This window comes from Mesorhizobium sp. WSM4833, from assembly GCF_055811095.1.
Map to the genome: position 1 here is coordinate 1 of NZ_JBVVQG010000009.1, position 16,545 is coordinate 16,545.

The following is a 16,545-nucleotide window of genomic DNA, read 5'->3' on the forward strand; positions in this document are numbered from 1 at the left end:
GGCGCCCGCCCGGCCGGCGCCTAACGTCCCAACAAACCCGCCACAGGCGCCGGCCACCCCTCCAATCGCTTACCGAGATGTGGATTGTGGGGGATGCGCACCATGTGTCGGCGATGACCAGTCGATGCCCGTCCGCGTGAACGTCTGCGCCCGCCGTCCTCTCGAGTCAACCTGGGGAGAATTCGACCATGGAACACAGTTTGGCTGAAAATAGCGGGTGCAGTGAAGGCCTGTGTTCGGCTTGGGCTGCAATCGGCGGCTGCGGCTTGCAAATGTGAAAGGCTCTTTGCTCATCGGGGTTGGCAGCGGGAGGGCGATCGTCCGCACCCCCCGAATACGATAGCGCGAGTTGCCGGCGCAGCCCGTCCGTCATCTGGTCAACCGAGCCTCTCCTCCTCGTGAGCGCGTGGCAGATTGTTTGCTGCGGCGGCGTGATTGCCGCCGCAGAGAGTTTTAACGGTTAGTTCGTGTGCACTGCCAATCTTCGGCCCTGTCATCCAAGACGGCGCCAAGGGAACGTCTTCGATCACACCCACCCTGCGTGCCCAGGTCGCAAACGCCTTGTGCGCGGCCTCGACCGACTTGCGACCATCATACGCCGAGTAGCATGTATCACAGGCCGCTCCGTAGAGAAGGCCGCGCCTTTCGACCGGCCATTCTTCCAGAAATTCTATGGCATCCATGACGCAACCGATCTTTTTGAGGACGAAACTGTCATCTCGCACGAAAATCGGCTGTTTGAACGTAGCGCTCTCCATCGTGACCTCCCTTCAAGCCCTAAAGCGGCGCTTGTGTCTCTTCGGGTGACGCAGGATGATTCCTCGGCAAAACATGCCGGTCTGCGTGACGCCTTCGGCACAGAGAGGATATTGGAAATGCCTCTTTTCAGTTCAAGAGAGAATTGGCCGGCCGAGCCCAGCAGCCTCTTGGCAATTGGCACCTCATCCCGCTGCCAGCGCGTCTGTCCGCGAGGCCCTCGGCCCACCAACCTGCACGTCGGCGATTTGCCGTCGCGTAGCAAGGCTCTAACCGGCTATTTGGATTTGCGTCACGAGCTGCGTAGCTGGAAGAGCATCAGCGCAGCGAAGGCGGCGTTGTGTTTTCCTTTTTACTCATGTCCATTGCGGCCACTCCACACAGCGCGGGATATAGGTCGTCAAACCGGAGGGCATCGATTTTGGTCTCGCGAAAAAAAGAGCGGGCCCGGAAGGTTCGGACCCGCCAGCGGCTATGATCAGGCTGCAGAGAGCGGTCGGTCATTCGTGAGCCAAAGGCTGGCTGCTGCCAGGGCAGCAACCACAGCGCCAGCGATGGCGTGCGACCACATTGCTGCCGCCAGGCCGGCAAAGCCAAGCACCCAAGATGCGGCCACAATCCACAGGCCGACGACAAGGTTCGCCCATTCCTCATATTTGTGGAACGCCACCAAGGCGCGCGCTGCGATCAGAACGGTGATTACGCCCGCGATGAAGGCGTGCCAGACGGCAACAGCATCGGCAGCATAGCCAAGGAGCCAAGGCGAGAGCGCCAGCGCGATGCCGGCAAGGATGTTTACGACATCAAGCGCCCGCCTGCTGCTGTCGGAAGCGAGATTCTTCAACATCGTCATTCTCCTTTCCTGCGTTTCAGTACGTCAATGTACCGCCCTTGAGTCGAGGGCGGGTGCGGCAGCGGGCCTGTTCGGCCCGATGCCGCAAAGCTTCTTTGGTCCGGATTTGAAACGGACGCCGTCCTTCGGCGAGATCGGCTCAGTCAGGAGGAAGGGTTCGATCTGCCGAGGTTCGAACGCATTGCCGGCGATCTCACTCAATGCGAGATGCGGCCGGCTCTTCGGGCTGGCCGCCAGCCGGGGCGCTGCGCCGCGCGCCAGTGCGCGCGCCCGCCCTGCTGCCGCGACCGCAAGCGCGAAGGGGTTCGGGATGGTCCGTTGGGCGTCGAAGACGATCAGTGGGTCCATTCTTGCCTCCAATCATGCGGCTATCCGGGATCGTACCGGGCTGAGCCGAGTCTGGAATCTCTGGGTACTGCCTTCCAAGGCCAGCAGAGCGAGCTCAACCTCGCCCAATCGCGTCGGACGTGCATTTTCCGGCATGCCTTCAGCGGTGGCCAAGTCGATCAGGTACTCGTTCCAGGCCCAGTTCTTGAGCACGGCACGTTTCTCGTCGGGTGCGAGTACCGGGTCATCCACCACCTCCATCGGACAGGCGTAGAATGTCTCGGGCTCGGAAAGCGCCGTCTGTATGTGCGCTGCCTGTGCACCAGCGCCATAGTTGTTGCTTGCCTGGAGCCATGCCAATTGTAGCCGTTGCCAAACCACGTCGGAAAAGGCGTGCCTCTCCTCCGATGCTTGCCTGTTGCTGACCTTGGCCTGAGAGCCAGAAGATGGAGCCTGCACCACGTAGCTGAGGCCTTGGCGCTCCGCATAACGGATCGCCGCCTCCAGCGTCGGAAAATCAAGTTGAACCTGGGTCAGGGTGTCCCGGCCGCCCGTATAGCCCATCAGCGGCTCGATGAACGGGGCTGTGCGAGGTTCGAAGATCAATCGCCAGTCCTTGCGGGGCTTTGCCGAGGTCGTGGCCGAGCGGCATGGCTGGTAGATCCGTGCCGTCACGCCGTCCGGAAACACTGACCGCCCCATTGACAAAGCCGGCTCGTCGACACGAGGCCGATTGTCATTGTCCGGCCGGCCGGAGGTCCTGGTTGGGCTTCTGATGTCGCTGCTTTGAACTGTCTCCATTGTCTGTCCCTCCCATCATGAAGGGTGGTATGAGCAGCGGCCGTGACGGCCGCTGCTCATACTGCCGTGCGTCAGTTCTTGCCGTTGATTGCGATCCGCTTGGCCTTCGCCTGCGCCCGCTCGGTCTTGGGCAAGGTCACGGTCAGCACCCCGTTCTTGAAGGCGGCGTTGACCTTGTCTTCCTCGACCTCGTAGCCGAGCGGAATGAGGCGCTCGAAGCGACCGTAGAAGCGCTCGGAGAACTGCCGGTCTTTGTCCTCGGTCTCGGAACGCTTCTCGCCTTTAAGCTTGAGCGCCCCGTTGTCCAGCAGGACTTCTATGTCGCTCTCGTCCAGGCCGGGTATTTCCGCCGTGACGCGGACTTCCTTGTCCGTGTCGGAAATTTCGACGCTGGGCCAAGTGGCGGCAAAAGAGGGACTGAAGGCCGGCAGTCTGGCGCCGAAGCTGCGGAAGGCGTCATCGAACAGCCGGTTTACCTCCCGGTGGAGGGAGACGAAGGGGTCTCGATCTCCATCAGGGAAGAGACTGGGCGCCGAGTTTCCGTTGCCCCGGCCCCATGGGATCAAATCACGTACGCTCATTGTCTTTCTCCTTTCGTAGGTCTGTGAGCCGGGCCGGACGCCCGGCTCAAGCGATGCCTTCATCGTGGATTCTCAGGCCGCCAGCTTCTCGGTCTCGACCTTGGGGGCTTCGATCTTCGGCATGGGAGCCCCGCTGGAGATCTCGACCTTGCGCGGTTTCATCTCCTCGGGAACCTCGCGCTTGAGATCGATGCTCAGCAGCCCGTTCTCAAGGCTGGCGCCAGCAACTTTGACATGATCGGCCAGTTCGAACCGACGCTCGAAAGCGCGCCCGTTGATGCCGCGGTAGAGATACTGGCCGTTCTCATCGCCGGATTGCGACCCGCTCACGACCAGCATGTTGGGCTGGTGAGTGATGGTCAGCTGGTCCTGCGAGAAACCGGCGACCGCCATCGTGATGCGATAGTCATCATCATCAACCTTGGCGATATCGTAGGGCGGCCAGTTGTCGAACGAGGCCACACGGCTCGCATTTTCAAGCATGTCGACCATGCGGTCGAAGCCGATGCTGGACCGGTACAGGGGGGTAAAATCGAGGTTCATAACCACATCCTCCTTTGAGCAACATGGATCATAGGAGGCGCCAAGAGCCTTGCCGCCTCCTGGTCTTGCCGGCCCCATCAGGCGACCGGCGACCATCAATTTAGAATCGCGACTTGCACCTTCAAGAGGTATTAGGAAAATTTTCAGCGGCAATCCGGGCGAAACGCACCCATGCCACCCCCCGCCGGCGGGGTCACTCGCCGACGGGATGGTTCACGAACAATCAGGTCGCGCTTAAATCCGATCGATGAATGGCACGAACCCGGCCACCACCGCGCTGTCACTGCCATCAGGACCGGCAAGCTCGTCCGATTGATCCAATTGTTGCAAGGCATCCATGATCGCATCGAAGCTGACTGGTTCACCCGCCCCCGGCAGCATGCGAAGCGCTGGCACGGATTCTACCGCGCAGGCATCCGACGCCCATGACGAAAGGATGGCGCGCTTCTCCTGACCGTCCAGGGCAACGTCGGCCAAAACGTCGTGGGGATGTTTGAAATGCCGTGCCGGATGCAGCAAGCGGTCCAGAAAAACATCGGGGGCCACGGGTTCAATCGAGGCAAGATGGGTCGAAATGGCTGCTTCCATTGATGGTCCTCCGCTTCAGACAATCTCCTGCGTGTTTGAGTTTGGCGGCTCTCGCGATTCCCGCCAGACGAAATTTTGGGACGTCTCAAGCAAGTTTCAATGGCTTGGCACGGGTCACATTTCCCGTGGTCAACGCCTTAGAACCATTTTATCCAGCCGGTGAAACAATCGGCGAGAATCTCAGTTCTGACGTCGGGCGAAAATCAAGGACCCGAATCCGGCAGGAGAACCAGTCATGTCTTACCTCTCTAGGAACTTGTGCATTGGCTTGATCACAGGAGCCCTGATGCTCTCGACTGGCGGCCTTGCTCCGGCCACCGCACAGGAAATTCCGAACGACTTCAGCGCAATCGTGCGTCAGAAGCTGCCCGCGGTTGTCGCCATCACGACCAGGCAGATCATCCAGGATCAAACGACGCTCAACGACTTTCTCAATCCCTTCGACGGAGGAGGGCGTATCCAGCCCCAGGTGCGGGAAGCACTCGGCTCCGGCTTTGTGATCAGTCCCGAAGGCTACATCGTCACCAATAACCATGTCGTCGCCGACGCAACTGAGATTCACGTCGTGTTCTCCGACAAGGAGACGGCGCCCGCCCGGGTGGTGGGCCGCGATCCGGCAACCGACATCGCGGTATTGAAAGTCGATCCTCGGCCCAACATGACGGCGACGGCCTGGGGGGATTCGGACGCGATGCAACCAGGGGCCTGGACCATCGCCATCGGCAGTCCCTTCGGCCTCGGGGGCACGGTCACTGTCGGCGTCCTTTCTGCACGCTCTCGCGATATCCAGGCCGGTCCTTACGACGATTTCCTGCAGACTGACGCCTCGATCAACAGAGGTAACTCGGGAGGTCCTTTGTTCAACGCGCGCGGCGAAGTCATCGGAGTCAACACGGCAATCGTGTCGCCGTCAGGCGGTAGCATAGGCATTGGGTTCGCGGTGCCCTCGCGCACAGCTCGGACTATCGTCGACCAACTGATCAGCACTGGCCGCATCGAGCGCGGCTTCATCGGCGTGCGTCTTCAGGAGATCACGCCCTCCATCGCCGAGGCGCTCGGAATGCCGGGCGCCAAGGGCGCGCTGGTTGCCTCGGTCGAGGCTGGCAGCCCGGCGCAGAAAGCGGGAATCCAGGCCGGCGACGTGATAACCCGGTTCAACGACAAGGACATCCAAGGCGTCCATGACCTGACGCTGGCGGCAGCAAGCCAGAAGCCGGGATCGAAAGTGACCGTAACAACGAACCGGGGCGGCACAAACCAGGAATTGTCGCTGACTGTCGATCGACGCAGGGACCAGGAGGAACAGACCGGTGCCATTCCAAGCCTGGGGACTGAGGGCCAGCGCCTTGGTATGTCGCTGAGCGCCATTCCGGACGAAGCGCGCCAGCAACTCGGCCTGCAGGCCGACACCACGGGCGTGTTCGTCCAGGATGTCGCTCCCAACAGTCTTGCGGCCGAAAGCGGCATCCGGCCCGGCGACGTCATCGTGTCGGCCAACAACCGAAACATGACCCAGCCGTCTGACGTCCGCGAGGAATGGGCGAAATCCCGTCAGCAGAAAAAGCCAGTGCTGTTCCGTATCGACCGGCAGGGACAATCGCTTTTCGTTGCTGTGGCAAACTCCTGACTGACAGGCCAGAGACGGCGTCGCGATCTGTGCTGCTGGGCTGGCCCCCTACCGGAGCGCACCAGAGTTGTGAAGCCGATGAGCGGTATGTTTGAAGTGGCGGTCCGGCTCAACATGCGGCTGCGGGAACTGCTCTGCGGCTTTGCGCGCACGGTCGGCGACTCCGGTCGGCGAGGCGAAAGTCCTTGCGTTTCGGCGCATCCGGCGACCACACAGGTGGACAACAAAAGCCTGCGATCCGCTTCTGAGCGCGTGTGCTTTTATCGATGTAAGGAACTTCGCGCCGCAGGTTTAGACTAGCGATCTCTGGCGTGTCAACGCAAGAGAAGTCGGCGATCTCCGAAATCGGTTGAGTGATCAATGCTGTAGCGTTGTCCAGTGGCCGGCTGAGCCGCACGAGGCCTGTGATGCCTGCTACTCGGCTACGATGGTCGGGAGTCTGGAGCCCACGCGCAAGACCGACTGAACTGAAACGGGCACAAAAGTCGGTTTCACCGAGAAAGTGTCTGCAACGCTGCCGTGGATGACAGGGCCAAATTGCACATTCGATGGGTTTGCTGATTTATTCCAGACGGGTGCCCGGTTCAGCCGGGTCGTCTTCGTCGGGCTTAAGCAGGTCGATAAGCGCGGCCGCTCGTGTTCCCGGAAGCGGGCGCCCCTGTCCCATTAACGCCTCGTCAGCAAAAGCCCATGCCCATGCCTCTCTCAATTCCTCGATCGACGCACCCGTTGCGATGATCTCCGCAACCGTAATATCGTCGGCTGATCCAATGACGGAGAGAACTTCTTGCCGTGTCATCGTTTGACCGCGTTCTGACTACAACTGAACTAGATGGAGATTTCATGGAGCACTTGCAACCGATCTAATGAGGGCTGTCGCAGGATTCCCTTGCGCAAGATCAGGGGCTGCGCAATGGGCGCCATTCACCTAGCCAAACGCGCGCCACATAGGGCGCAGGGCGCAGAAATCGACGGAGCCCATGCGCTCGGCATTTGCGAAGACCCGGCAAGTCATCCAGATGATCGCCCATCACTGAGGCCATTTGGTGGAACTCCCCCTGTATCACCCACGCAGCCGGAATCGGCCATGGGTGTTCTGAACAACCCGGAAACTCGTTTCAGGGGATTATTCTCGAAATCGTAGTCTGCCGGGCGCGATGTGGAGATTACAGGGGAACCCTTCGTCTCGGTGGTCCAAAGTCCCTGAACTAACCTGTTATCGTCGACGCACGGGAAACCCCGTGATTCAGAAGAGCAGATCTCGGGCCACGCACGGCCTATGCCCCGAGGCTGCCCGGCCGAATGTGTTTGCGCGCGGATAACTCCGGTCTGTGAAGCAGCACCCTGTTGCGGCCCGTCTGCTTGGCAAGGTAAAGTGCGGCATCCGCTCGCTGCTGTAACTGCTCCGGCGAGATCGACTCAGAGGTCTGAACGGCAACTCCAATGCTCAGGGTGACCCAGCGCGACACACGGGATCCAGGGTTGGGCAAAGCGGCAGCCTCGACGCTCTTACGCATTCGTTCAGCCACAGCGGCGGCCTCTTCCTCGTTCACCCCGGGCAGGAGCACGAGGAATTCTTCGCCGCCATAACGGGCAACGTGATCGCGATCACGCCTCACGTTTTCCTTCAAGATAGTTGCGACCTTTACCAAACACCGATCTCCCTCCGCATGGCCGAGGTGGTCGTTTAGCTTCTTGAAGTTGTCAATGTCGCACATCAGCATCGCGGCACCGGCAAGGCAACGTTTGTCACGTCCCCATAGGCGCTCGAGTGTTTCCGTCATCCAGCGACGGTTGGAGATGCCGGTGAGTGGATCGGTCCTCGCCAGGAGTACCAGTCGATCATTCGCTTTCGCCAGTTCGGCGACCCTGCGTCGGTCGCGAAGCTCAAACAGGAAAGTCTTTTGAGCAAGAATTGTCATGATGCGCCGCGCGGCCACCGTTGCAAAGATACCGCTGGCGAAGAACCGCGTTCCAGCCACTGCACTCCCATGCGCGATGGCCGGGTTCTGCAGTTGAAGCATGAGATAGAGTCCGAGCGCCAGCGCAGCGATCGTCATCGTCCACGCCAGGGGGATCCCGAAGATTATGATGGCTGTGATGGCCACGAACAACATGACGTTCAATTGCCGTTCGTAGAACTCGCCACCAGCGCTTGCTCCGACCAATGCGACTGACAACAAGATCAGGAACATGCCTGCGATCAGCGAAGCTCCTTGGAGCCAAGGCGCCTGCGGTTTACGCCAGGCTAGGACCACGGCCAACGCGACGGGCGGGATGATGGCGCCGGGCAGGAGCATGGACTGCGCTACGCCCCATGGAAGCAACGCCGCGTTCAGTGCCAACGTCAGCACATCCAAAAATGCCACCCAGATCATCCACGCGCGGATGATTTTCGCCGTTTGCGACCAGACACGTGCTCGAAATAGGCGTTCGATCTCGCCACGCAGGCTGATTTCGCGCGTACGGCGCGCCAGAAGCCGGTCGACCTCAGCGGCTAGGGCAGGATCATCCTGCACATCGGGGGGCATCAGATCTGACAAGTCGATAGGCCCTACGCTGCTTTCTCCTGAACATCTATCCAAGCCATAGGCGGTCGGCGGTGGGCAAGCATGTCAACTTACCCTGAAGATTTGATTTATAGCTGCGATTTGCGAACACTCAGTCCCAAACCATCCGATGCTCGATGCGCGTACCCGAATTAACCTTTGTAATTGCGGTGGCGCTGCACCGCTGTTATCCACGCCCCGCCGCCGGGCTCGGCGAAATGTCCCGAGAGCTTCTGAAGTTGAGCACGTGAAGGAACGGGTGATGCCGATTCTTGTCATTGTCGACCTTTCGAGTATTGCCTGCAGACCAACAGGATGGATTTGGCCATGAAAGGAAGCCGACCGGTTATTTCGTTGTTGGATTTCGACATACTCTCCCGGGCTCTTACGTCAGCCATCAGGGAGAGCCCGGAATCCGATTCGACGGTCCAGGCCCGCGAGCTTGTGTGCCTATACACCGGGAAAAAGTCAGCCGACCAAAATTTGATCGCGGCCTTGCTTCACGCCAGTCGCGCCCAGCTGGACGTGGAAGCATCCAAGGCCAATCGCCCGGCCAGAATTGACTGAGTGCCTGCATCTGCTCGACGTGACCTCTCACCGGGTTGTCTCCTCGACGGAGCTACGTCCGAGACGAAGCCCAAAGGCGCGACCGACTGAGACGCAGAGCAGAATTCCCGCAGGCGACAGGACGAATATCCTGACCGCGACACGATAGCCAGCAGGTCACCGAATGGACCTTTGGAAGTCATGGCAGCGGGTTGGACTTCGATCGAGATAGCCGAGGCCATCGAGCATCCGGCCGTGGCCGACCGTCGTGGGCGCGAGGAAAACGCTGCTCTAGATCCTGCTGCTCGCACGAGCATTTTTACCCCAGGGCCATAAATTTTGCACTGACCTGAGGAACACGCATCTGCAGTCGAAGTTCGCGATGTGCTTGGTGAGGACGACTCCCTCCTTGAAACGACCAAGCTCTGGTGCGAGGGCCCGCCTCCGGTTCCGAGACCCGGTGGCGGGCCTGTGCAATGCAAGCAAGCGTTAAGTTTTTCTGCAGGCCTGGAACCTCTCTCTGAAATCGAAGTTGGGTCTGCAGCTTGGCTCCCGGGCCAGGTCTCAAAGCAGGGCCCGCCGCTGTTTGTGTCCTCAGTGGCCACTTCGTTTCCGCTCAACGCTACATTGCGATTGACTAAAGCAACGAACATCCAATGAACGCAATCTCACATGCATCGATCCATGGCCAGGTCGGCACGATCATTTTTTGGGTGACGGTGACCACGCCGACCAGTTGGTCACAAGGAGAACCAAACGACGAGACCTATAGCTACGGCACAACGGCAATCCGGCCCTCCGCGATTTGTCGCGTCGGGTGGTCTTTCCTCCCGATTGCCGCAGCGTCGCAGTGCGACGAGCCGGTGAGATTGGCCGAAGACCTGACGCCGGAAACGCGCGAGCGCGCCAAAACTACTGGGTCATGCGCGGTGATGGTGGGATTGCTATTTTTAACTATGCCGATTTGCGGCTCTTGGCCTTTGGCCGGTCTTTGCCGATGCCTTCCTTGGCGAGGCTCTTTCGAAGAACCGAGGCGAGGTCGACCACGTTCTCCTGGGGCTTTGGCGCCGGTTTCGGGGGCTTTTTGCCCTTGCGCTTGGCGTCGATCATGGCAATCAACGCATCCTCGTAAGTATCCTCGAATTTCGAAGGATCGAACTTTGTCACCTTCTTGTCGATGAGAAGCCCCGCGATTTCGAGCAGATCCAAATCATATTTTGGGCTTTTCACATCGTCGAAGACGGTGTCTTCCGACGTCATCTCATTGTGGGTGCGCAACTCGGTCAGCAGCATTCCTTTTTCAAGCGGCTGTATCAACACTTCGCGCCCGCGCTGATAGAGCACGACGCAGGATCGCGCCGCAACGCGCTTCTTGGCCATCGCATCGCGCAGGACAGAAAAGGCCTCCAACGAGGCGCCGTCAGCCGGGATTAGGTAGTATGGCTTCTCCAGGTAACGTGTGTCGATCTCGGCAACTGGAACAAAGGAATCGACATCAAGCGTATGCTGCGACGTCAGTTTCAGTTTCTTGATCTCGTCCGGCTCGACGTGGATGAAATCGCCCTTGTCCGCCTCATAGCCTTTGATCTGATCCTCGGCTTCGACAACATCGCCGGTGCCTTCGTCGACATAGGCACTCTTCACGGGTAAACCGTCGCTGCGGTTCAAAATCTTGAAGTGGATTTTCGATGCCTCGCTGGTGGCACCCACTATCTTGACCCCGCACGACACGGAACCGACCCTCAGAAAACCCTTCCAGACCGCGCGTGGCGCCACCATGCCGTTTCTCCTAGACGTCGACTTCCGCACAACGCCAGGCACACGGTTCTGTTCCGCGTCATGGGCAGCACGTTGTCGCAAGCTTATTCCTCACGGTAGTCCAGCAGCTTGGCGTGGCGGAGCCTTTCCTCGCCCTTCAGGAACCGCACGCGGCCGACCAGACCAGGCTTAAGCCATTCGGCCTTTTCTTGCTTGAGACCGATAGGCACTGGTCCGCCGACCTTCCCTTGCACGCGATCCCAAAGTCGCTGGCGCTTGTCAGCTTTAAACGCAACGAAAGCGCCGCCGGCATAGCGGCCCTTGTCGGCCATGAGCACCATTGCGGGCTTTCCAGCCTCGCGCTGCACGCCAATAATGTCCATTTCCTTTTCGGCATAGCATTTGATCTTTCGCCAGTTCATCGTCGGCCCGCTGCGATAGACGCTGTCCTTGCGCTTCGAGACCATGCCCTCCAACCCCGCCCTGTCGACCAGGTGATAAACCGCGTCACCGGTGCCGGGCATGGCTTTGCTGACCTGAATGCGGCCGACGGCTGGAATCAGTTCCTGCAGGATCTGGCGGCGGTCTTCCACCGGCATGTTGCGCAAATCATGCCCGTTCAGGTGCAGGAGGTCGAATGCCACCAAATACAGGTCGCGCGACGGCTTACGACGGGTGACGGCTGACTGCAGGGCCTGGAAGTCGGACAGGCCGGCCTCGTTGACCGTGATTGTCTCGCCGTCGATGATGAAACTTTCCGCCTCGATCGCCTCCGCCTCTCCGGCAAGTTCGATATAGCGGCCGGTCCAGTCGTAACCGTTCTTGGTGAACAGCCGGATCCCGTTTTCATCCTTGATGATTTGGGTCCGATACCCGTCGAACTTGATCTCATGGAGCCATTCGTCGCCCTGCGGTGGCGTTTCGACCAGCTCGGGCTCCATGGGCTTGATGAACTTCAGACGCATGCGCTGACTCGCATAGTGCGATTCAATTAGCGCTCGCTAAAATGGTTCCGGAACATTTTAGACGAATTGAATGTTTGATGGTTATGACGAAGCTATCCGACCTTGGACCGCCGATTCCCGGCACGCAGCACGGCGGCGAGCCTGCCGACGAGCGCGACAATTTCATGACCTGTCCGGTCTGCGGCCAGCCGTTCGACATGCGCGATTTCCGCCAGGTCGCTTGGCACAATCTGCCTCAGCATGAACCGCTGGAATCGGAGGTTGCCACGGGCCGGAACGCGAACTGGTTGCGGATCCGACCATTGAAATAGCGGCCCTTGGCAAAGGCAGATTTGAAATCGGCGACGATCTCCGGCGGTACATCCAGAAAGTCGTACTGCCTGCCACTCGCTACAAACCACACTGAGAGAACCCTGGTTTCCGGGTCGTATTCGAACTTGCGTATTGAGGTCGACGGCATGGTGCACCAGGTCATTGCCGGTGAGCGACCCGCGAGATGGCCCGCCCTGTGAGGAAGCAGAGAGCGGGCCGACCACGACTGTACGTCCATGGCCATCATCGCCTCCACGGAAGGACGGTGACAGCATTCCAACTCCCATTGGATTTCGGTGTTCCACACATAAACAAAAAGGCCCGCCACCTCTCGGCAGCGGGCAGTGTAGGTCGCTAGGATCACCCAGCGGTACCTAAAGTACACCCCGCCTCGCCAAAAGGGAAATGTTAGGTATCTCTAATGGATGATTCGGACCCTGGGGCTGACCGTGGGGTATCAAATCCGAGAATATCCTGCGGGCCAGGTCGATAGCGGAATACCGAGCTGGGGCCCCGACATCCTATTGGGCCGCCGCACAGGCAACGAAAATGCCCGTGACGCTACACCGATCCGGAAACTACTTTCTTGAGGTGACCGATGCGAGCACGGGAGGGTGTTCGCCTACCAATACACCGATTTGCTCTACTGAGTGGCTTTGAGCAGCGGCTGCTGCTTCACCTCCGGGCCAAACCGGCCGCTCCATTCATAGCCGCAGCGGGCTGTCCTAGGGATAGTTGGACTGGACGATGTGTTGATTCACCCCTGCTGGATGGCTGAGGTGCAAAACCATGCAAACCACAATGCCCCGATACGCGACAGAAAAGCCGTTGCATCGTCGACTTTATTCAAGCCGGAATTCAACCGCATGCTTGTCGGACTCACGAATGAGGCCACTGTCCATGGCGGCTTCGAACGCCTTGGTGAAATACTGATCATCGGAGGCCTCGTGATCCTGCTGCGCAAGATCGATCGGCAGCGCTCCGATCACGCGGCCCGTTGTCTTCTCGATAACCGTGACGGTCCTCTGCATCATGGTTTGTTGACCGTGTCGTCGACTGCGTTGGCCGTTGCCTTGACGTCCCGGCCGACGCCTCGGACGGTGTTGGCGCAGGCCGCAAGGGCAAAGGCACAGGCAAGAATGACAATCGGTGTGATGCGTAGCAGTTTCATGGACGGGTTCTCCTATTTGTGATTATCAAGTCCGCTTTGCCGTATCGCACCTGTAACCGCCATCACCTTGTTGTGGGCGGCCGCTTCATCTGCGGTGTCAAAGGGCGTTGCGATGGTCGTCCCATCCAGAGCCAGTATCACAGCCAGGAACGGAAGGCCGATCAGCGGTGGTGCGTAGACAACGTACGCTGGGCGGGCATTCTTCATCGCCCATGTAGCACCATTTGTCGGTCAGGACCTAATCCACCTTAAAATGCCGAAGCGCCTCTATTCTTCACATCGCCGACTTCCTGCACCACCGTGGCAAGCGATTCCTTCTATAGGAAACAGCCATGATTTTTCCTTCCGGGTAGTGATTGGGGTATGGTCGTGGAGAAATCTGCTGACAGCAAGTCGGCGACCTGGCCCCAAGTCATATGCGTGCGAGGATGGCCATGGATCAGAAGCAGAGGCGGCCCAGATCCGCCATGCCGAAGCCTTATCGGCCCGCCCTCGGTTTTTTTCCAACATTTCAAGCACGAAGTTGTCGAACATCTGCCATCCTCAAAAAATGGGCGGTTGTCGGCTTGAAGAACTCCATGAGCATGGATTGGTTCGGGACGTGCCAATCGCGACTGCAGATCGTTTCGGCTCCCAGTTAGCTTTCGCTCAGGGCTCATTCTGGACGCGAATGGCTAGACGGATTTAACGGAGCAGGCCCTCGTCGTCGAACGCGTTCCAGCCCTTCAACTTGGGCCGGGGAGCGTCATCTCTGGGGTTATTCCCGGCACCGCGACCCTTCTCGCTACCCTTTCCCGCCCGCGTCAGGGCAGCCTTGCCGGCGCCACGTCGCCTGTTCTCTGTAACTTGCTGCGCGTCCTCTTCACGCCAAAGGCTTGGCAGATCACGATCAAGGATGTCTTCGATGTGCTTGGGATCGAACACGTGGAAGGTGACGGCCTTGGATCGACCGCGCATCTTCACGGTGCGGGTGCCAATGCTTTGCAGCCGTCCGTTTTTCAGCCACTTGTGACGCTCACGCGAAGAGATCGCAAGGATGTCTTCGGCCTCGCGCGGCAGGACCGGGAGTACTGCGATGGTTTCCAGTGCCTTGGCGATCTTGTTCGAGGCGGCCTCGAACTCTTCGGCATCGTCTTCGCGCATCCGCAATGTCATGCGACCAGTCTCGGCTTTGACGTACTTCCTCACCGCCCAAGGCAGGCGGGCACGTATTTCACGCTCGATACCTTTCGTGCGCACCGACGAGCCAAGCGTCGCTGATGGCGGAAGGGGCCACTCGGTAATCAGTGACAACGAGGTGCTGACGCTTTGGCGAGAGCCGCGATCTCGAGGGGCCACAATTGCCGCAGCCAAGCCGCCAAGAATCTTTCGTGTTTGCGCAAAACGCACCGGCATCTGAGCTAGTCGCTTCCTTGTCGCACGGTTTCTACCGCCAGCGACCCGGCCGGCAGGGCCTTCAACAGCTCCACCTCGGGTTTCGTGAGGTGGATCCATGCCGCCCAATCATCCGGGCGCAGAACCACAATCTGGCGATTGTGGATGGGCGCCACGTCCAGGCCGGGTTCCGTCGTCAGCATTGCGAATGTCGGGGGCTTGTTGCCTTCGCCATCGCGCCACAGGCCGGCGATCGCCATGAACGAGGCGCCGTTGAGCGTGAAGCGATGCTTAGCCTTTGGAGACTTCTTTCCCGTGAATTCGAAGAAAGCCGACGCCGGAATAAGGCAGCGCTTGCTGTTGGAGAAGTTCCGTCCTTCCGAGCGGAAGTTGAAGATCGGCCCGCCTTTAGGCCCGGAGGGCGGAAAGGCAAAGGTCATGCGCGTGAGTTCGATCGTGTCGCCGGCGGCGCGCATGATCGGGGCGGGATCACTGATGCGGATGTCATCCGCCTGCGGCAGATCCAGTTCGGTTTGATAAGTGGGAATGTCGAGCGCCAGCAATTGCCTCATCCTGCAATATTCGGCCCAGGCGATATGCTGCTCATAGTCGTTGCACATAGCTGCCCACGCTTTCAGTCAGTTGACGACTTATAACAGATAACGCGGCTTGGCTGCGGCGCCACCATCCGGAGATTTTCCGCTATGCCCGAAATCTCGCGATCTGCTTGAGCATCGCGCAGTTTGTCCGTGATGACATCGCCGTGGCTCACAATGATGCGCTCAAGGTCCGGTTCATCAGACCATCTGCGGAAAGCCGCGCCCAGCGCCTACCGCCGCCAGGCCAGCGGGCAGTTCTCATGGGGAAAGCACTGAATGGGAACAGTGCAACGGCCGAAGTTTGACAGCGCGATTTTGTTCCACCGTCCGTGATCAGCTTCGCGCCATTTTGGAAAACCATACAGCAACCCTTTCTGGTCTGTTCGACTTCATGTGGTATGGCTCGCTATGTCTTGGACCTTTCCGAGACCGCAGTGCTGACCGAGATTCTGGCAGAGGCCCGTTCTGGTGCTGGCTCCCGTCTCGATCTGATATGCAAGGTCTGCGATGCCAAGGGCAACGAATCCAGCAATTCAGGGTAGCGTTACGGGTCCTGAGAACCGCGACGTGATGCTTCACCGGCCAACCTGCCATTGAAAAACCCGCCACTGAGGGAGCAGTAACGGGCCTTCCGGTGTATGCTCGGCCAGGGAAACCGAGCGCAATCCAAACTTCATTTTCGGAGCCATGTTGCAGTGGGTCCGCCCCTGCTGGCGGGCAGAGGCGGACCCGGCCAAGGCTTGGGACCTAGGCCCGGCAGCGGGGGACGCTGCCGCCGTTTCCAACCTGCGTCGACATATCAGGTTCCACTAATGCACAAAAAGCCCGCCACCTTTGAGCAGCGGGCGTTCCAAAGCTGCAATTCTCTTGATTAATCGATAATCCCGGAGAGCCCGGATGAGTTGGGCGAAGCCGTGAAGGCACGGGTCACGCCGGCGATGGATCCGCAGCAGAGATCGCCGAACGAAACGACTGCGGGAAACGCGGTCGCTGATTTGCTCAGGCCTGGTAGATGTGGCCTTCGTCGACGGTGGTCAAACGGCGCGTATCTCGACTGCGGCCGGACGGCGACCTCGCCGAACCGCTCGGCAACACGATCGAGGCCCCGCGGCATGCGGGAGCGCCGTGCTCGGTGACGACAAGCTCGGCTGCAATGCCGCAAGTTGCCACCGAAGTCGCCGACGATGCATTTCGA

Annotated in this window: 17 protein-coding genes and 1 pseudogene; 1 reads left to right on the forward strand and 17 read right to left on the reverse strand. The window is 59.5% G+C overall.

What is annotated here, in order from left to right; translation table 11 throughout:
- Positions 1-377: 377 nt before the first annotated feature.
- The 7 genes from AC0L2D_RS19100 to AC0L2D_RS19130 form a co-directional block, all read right to left on the reverse strand.
- Entirely contained in the window at positions 378-758 is a 381-nt protein-coding gene (locus AC0L2D_RS19100) for a DUF982 domain-containing protein (protein ID WP_013525019.1), read from the reverse strand.
- 476 nt (positions 759-1,234) lie between these two features.
- Positions 1,235-1,609 (reverse strand): SPW repeat protein, encoded by a 375-nt coding sequence (locus AC0L2D_RS19105; protein ID WP_420845292.1) that lies wholly within the window; start codon positions 1,607-1,609, stop codon positions 1,235-1,237.
- Between the two features lie 24 nt (positions 1,610-1,633).
- Entirely contained in the window at positions 1,634-1,957 is a 324-nt protein-coding gene (locus AC0L2D_RS19110; RefSeq protein ID WP_027163556.1) for a hypothetical protein, read from the reverse strand.
- Positions 1,958-1,969: 12 nt separating this feature from the next.
- A complete protein-coding gene (locus AC0L2D_RS19115) occupies positions 1,970-2,737 on the reverse strand; it encodes an NADH dehydrogenase ubiquinone Fe-S protein 4 (protein WP_013525022.1) in 768 nt (255 codons plus the stop codon).
- 71 nt (positions 2,738-2,808) lie between these two features.
- Positions 2,809-3,318 (reverse strand): Hsp20/alpha crystallin family protein, encoded by a 510-nt coding sequence (locus tag AC0L2D_RS19120; RefSeq protein ID WP_013525023.1) that lies wholly within the window; start codon positions 3,316-3,318, stop codon positions 2,809-2,811.
- Between the two features lie 72 nt (positions 3,319-3,390).
- Positions 3,391-3,867 carry an Hsp20 family protein gene (locus AC0L2D_RS19125; protein ID WP_164752017.1) on the reverse strand — a complete coding sequence of 159 codons (477 nt, stop codon included), beginning with the start codon at positions 3,865-3,867 and terminating at the stop codon, positions 3,391-3,393.
- A 228-nt stretch (positions 3,868-4,095) separates the two neighbouring features.
- Entirely contained in the window at positions 4,096-4,449 is a 354-nt protein-coding gene (locus tag AC0L2D_RS19130) for a hypothetical protein (protein ID WP_013525025.1), read from the reverse strand.
- 286 nt (positions 4,450-4,735) lie between these two features.
- Here AC0L2D_RS19130 and AC0L2D_RS19135 point away from each other — a divergent pair, with 286 nt between their 5' ends.
- Positions 4,736-6,076, forward strand: a complete 1,341-nt coding sequence (locus tag AC0L2D_RS19135; RefSeq protein ID WP_473541933.1) for a Do family serine endopeptidase — start codon at positions 4,736-4,738, stop codon at positions 6,074-6,076.
- Positions 6,077-6,638: 562 nt separating this feature from the next.
- Here AC0L2D_RS19135 and AC0L2D_RS19140 read toward each other — a convergent pair.
- The 10 genes and pseudogenes from AC0L2D_RS19140 to AC0L2D_RS19185 all read right to left on the reverse strand — a co-directional run bounded on the left by AC0L2D_RS19140 (position 6,639) and on the right by AC0L2D_RS19185 (position 15,371).
- On the reverse strand, positions 6,639-6,875 hold the full coding sequence (locus tag AC0L2D_RS19140) for a hypothetical protein (protein ID WP_013525027.1): 237 nt from the start codon (positions 6,873-6,875) through the stop codon (positions 6,639-6,641).
- Between the two features lie 478 nt (positions 6,876-7,353).
- Positions 7,354-8,607, reverse strand: a complete 1,254-nt coding sequence (locus AC0L2D_RS19145; RefSeq protein ID WP_473542166.1) for a GGDEF domain-containing protein — start codon at positions 8,605-8,607, stop codon at positions 7,354-7,356.
- 1,518 nt (positions 8,608-10,125) lie between these two features.
- Complete coding sequence (gene ku, locus AC0L2D_RS19150) at positions 10,126-10,950, reverse strand: non-homologous end joining protein Ku (protein WP_027163560.1); 825 nt, start codon at positions 10,948-10,950, stop codon at positions 10,126-10,128.
- An 83-nt stretch (positions 10,951-11,033) separates the two neighbouring features.
- Complete coding sequence (locus AC0L2D_RS19155) at positions 11,034-11,894, reverse strand: ATP-dependent DNA ligase (protein ID WP_027163561.1); 861 nt, start codon at positions 11,892-11,894, stop codon at positions 11,034-11,036.
- Positions 11,895-12,129: 235 nt separating this feature from the next.
- The gene (locus tag AC0L2D_RS19160; RefSeq protein ID WP_084652748.1) at positions 12,130-12,450 is read right to left on the reverse strand and encodes a KTSC domain-containing protein; all 321 of its coding nucleotides are present in this window, start codon (positions 12,448-12,450) and stop codon (positions 12,130-12,132) included.
- 598 nt (positions 12,451-13,048) lie between these two features.
- Positions 13,049-13,240 carry a hypothetical protein gene (locus tag AC0L2D_RS19165; protein ID WP_013525035.1) on the reverse strand — a complete coding sequence of 64 codons (192 nt, stop codon included), beginning with the start codon at positions 13,238-13,240 and terminating at the stop codon, positions 13,049-13,051.
- Positions 13,237-13,377 carry an entericidin A/B family lipoprotein gene (locus AC0L2D_RS19170; RefSeq protein ID WP_032809501.1) on the reverse strand — a complete coding sequence of 47 codons (141 nt, stop codon included), beginning with the start codon at positions 13,375-13,377 and terminating at the stop codon, positions 13,237-13,239. The genes AC0L2D_RS19165 and AC0L2D_RS19170 overlap by 4 nt, the downstream gene beginning before the upstream one ends.
- Before the next feature lie 344 nt (positions 13,378-13,721).
- Positions 13,722-13,911: pseudogene (locus AC0L2D_RS19175) on the reverse strand (alpha/beta fold hydrolase); the annotation flags it as partial.
- 150 nt (positions 13,912-14,061) lie between these two features.
- Positions 14,062-14,772 (reverse strand): hypothetical protein, encoded by a 711-nt coding sequence (locus AC0L2D_RS19180; RefSeq protein WP_024505780.1) that lies wholly within the window; start codon positions 14,770-14,772, stop codon positions 14,062-14,064.
- Between the two features lie 5 nt (positions 14,773-14,777).
- Positions 14,778-15,371: an SOS response-associated peptidase gene (locus tag AC0L2D_RS19185; RefSeq protein ID WP_013525037.1), complete on the reverse strand. Its 594-nt coding sequence runs from the start codon at positions 15,369-15,371 to the stop codon at positions 14,778-14,780.
- Positions 15,372-16,545: the final 1,174 nt, after the last annotated feature.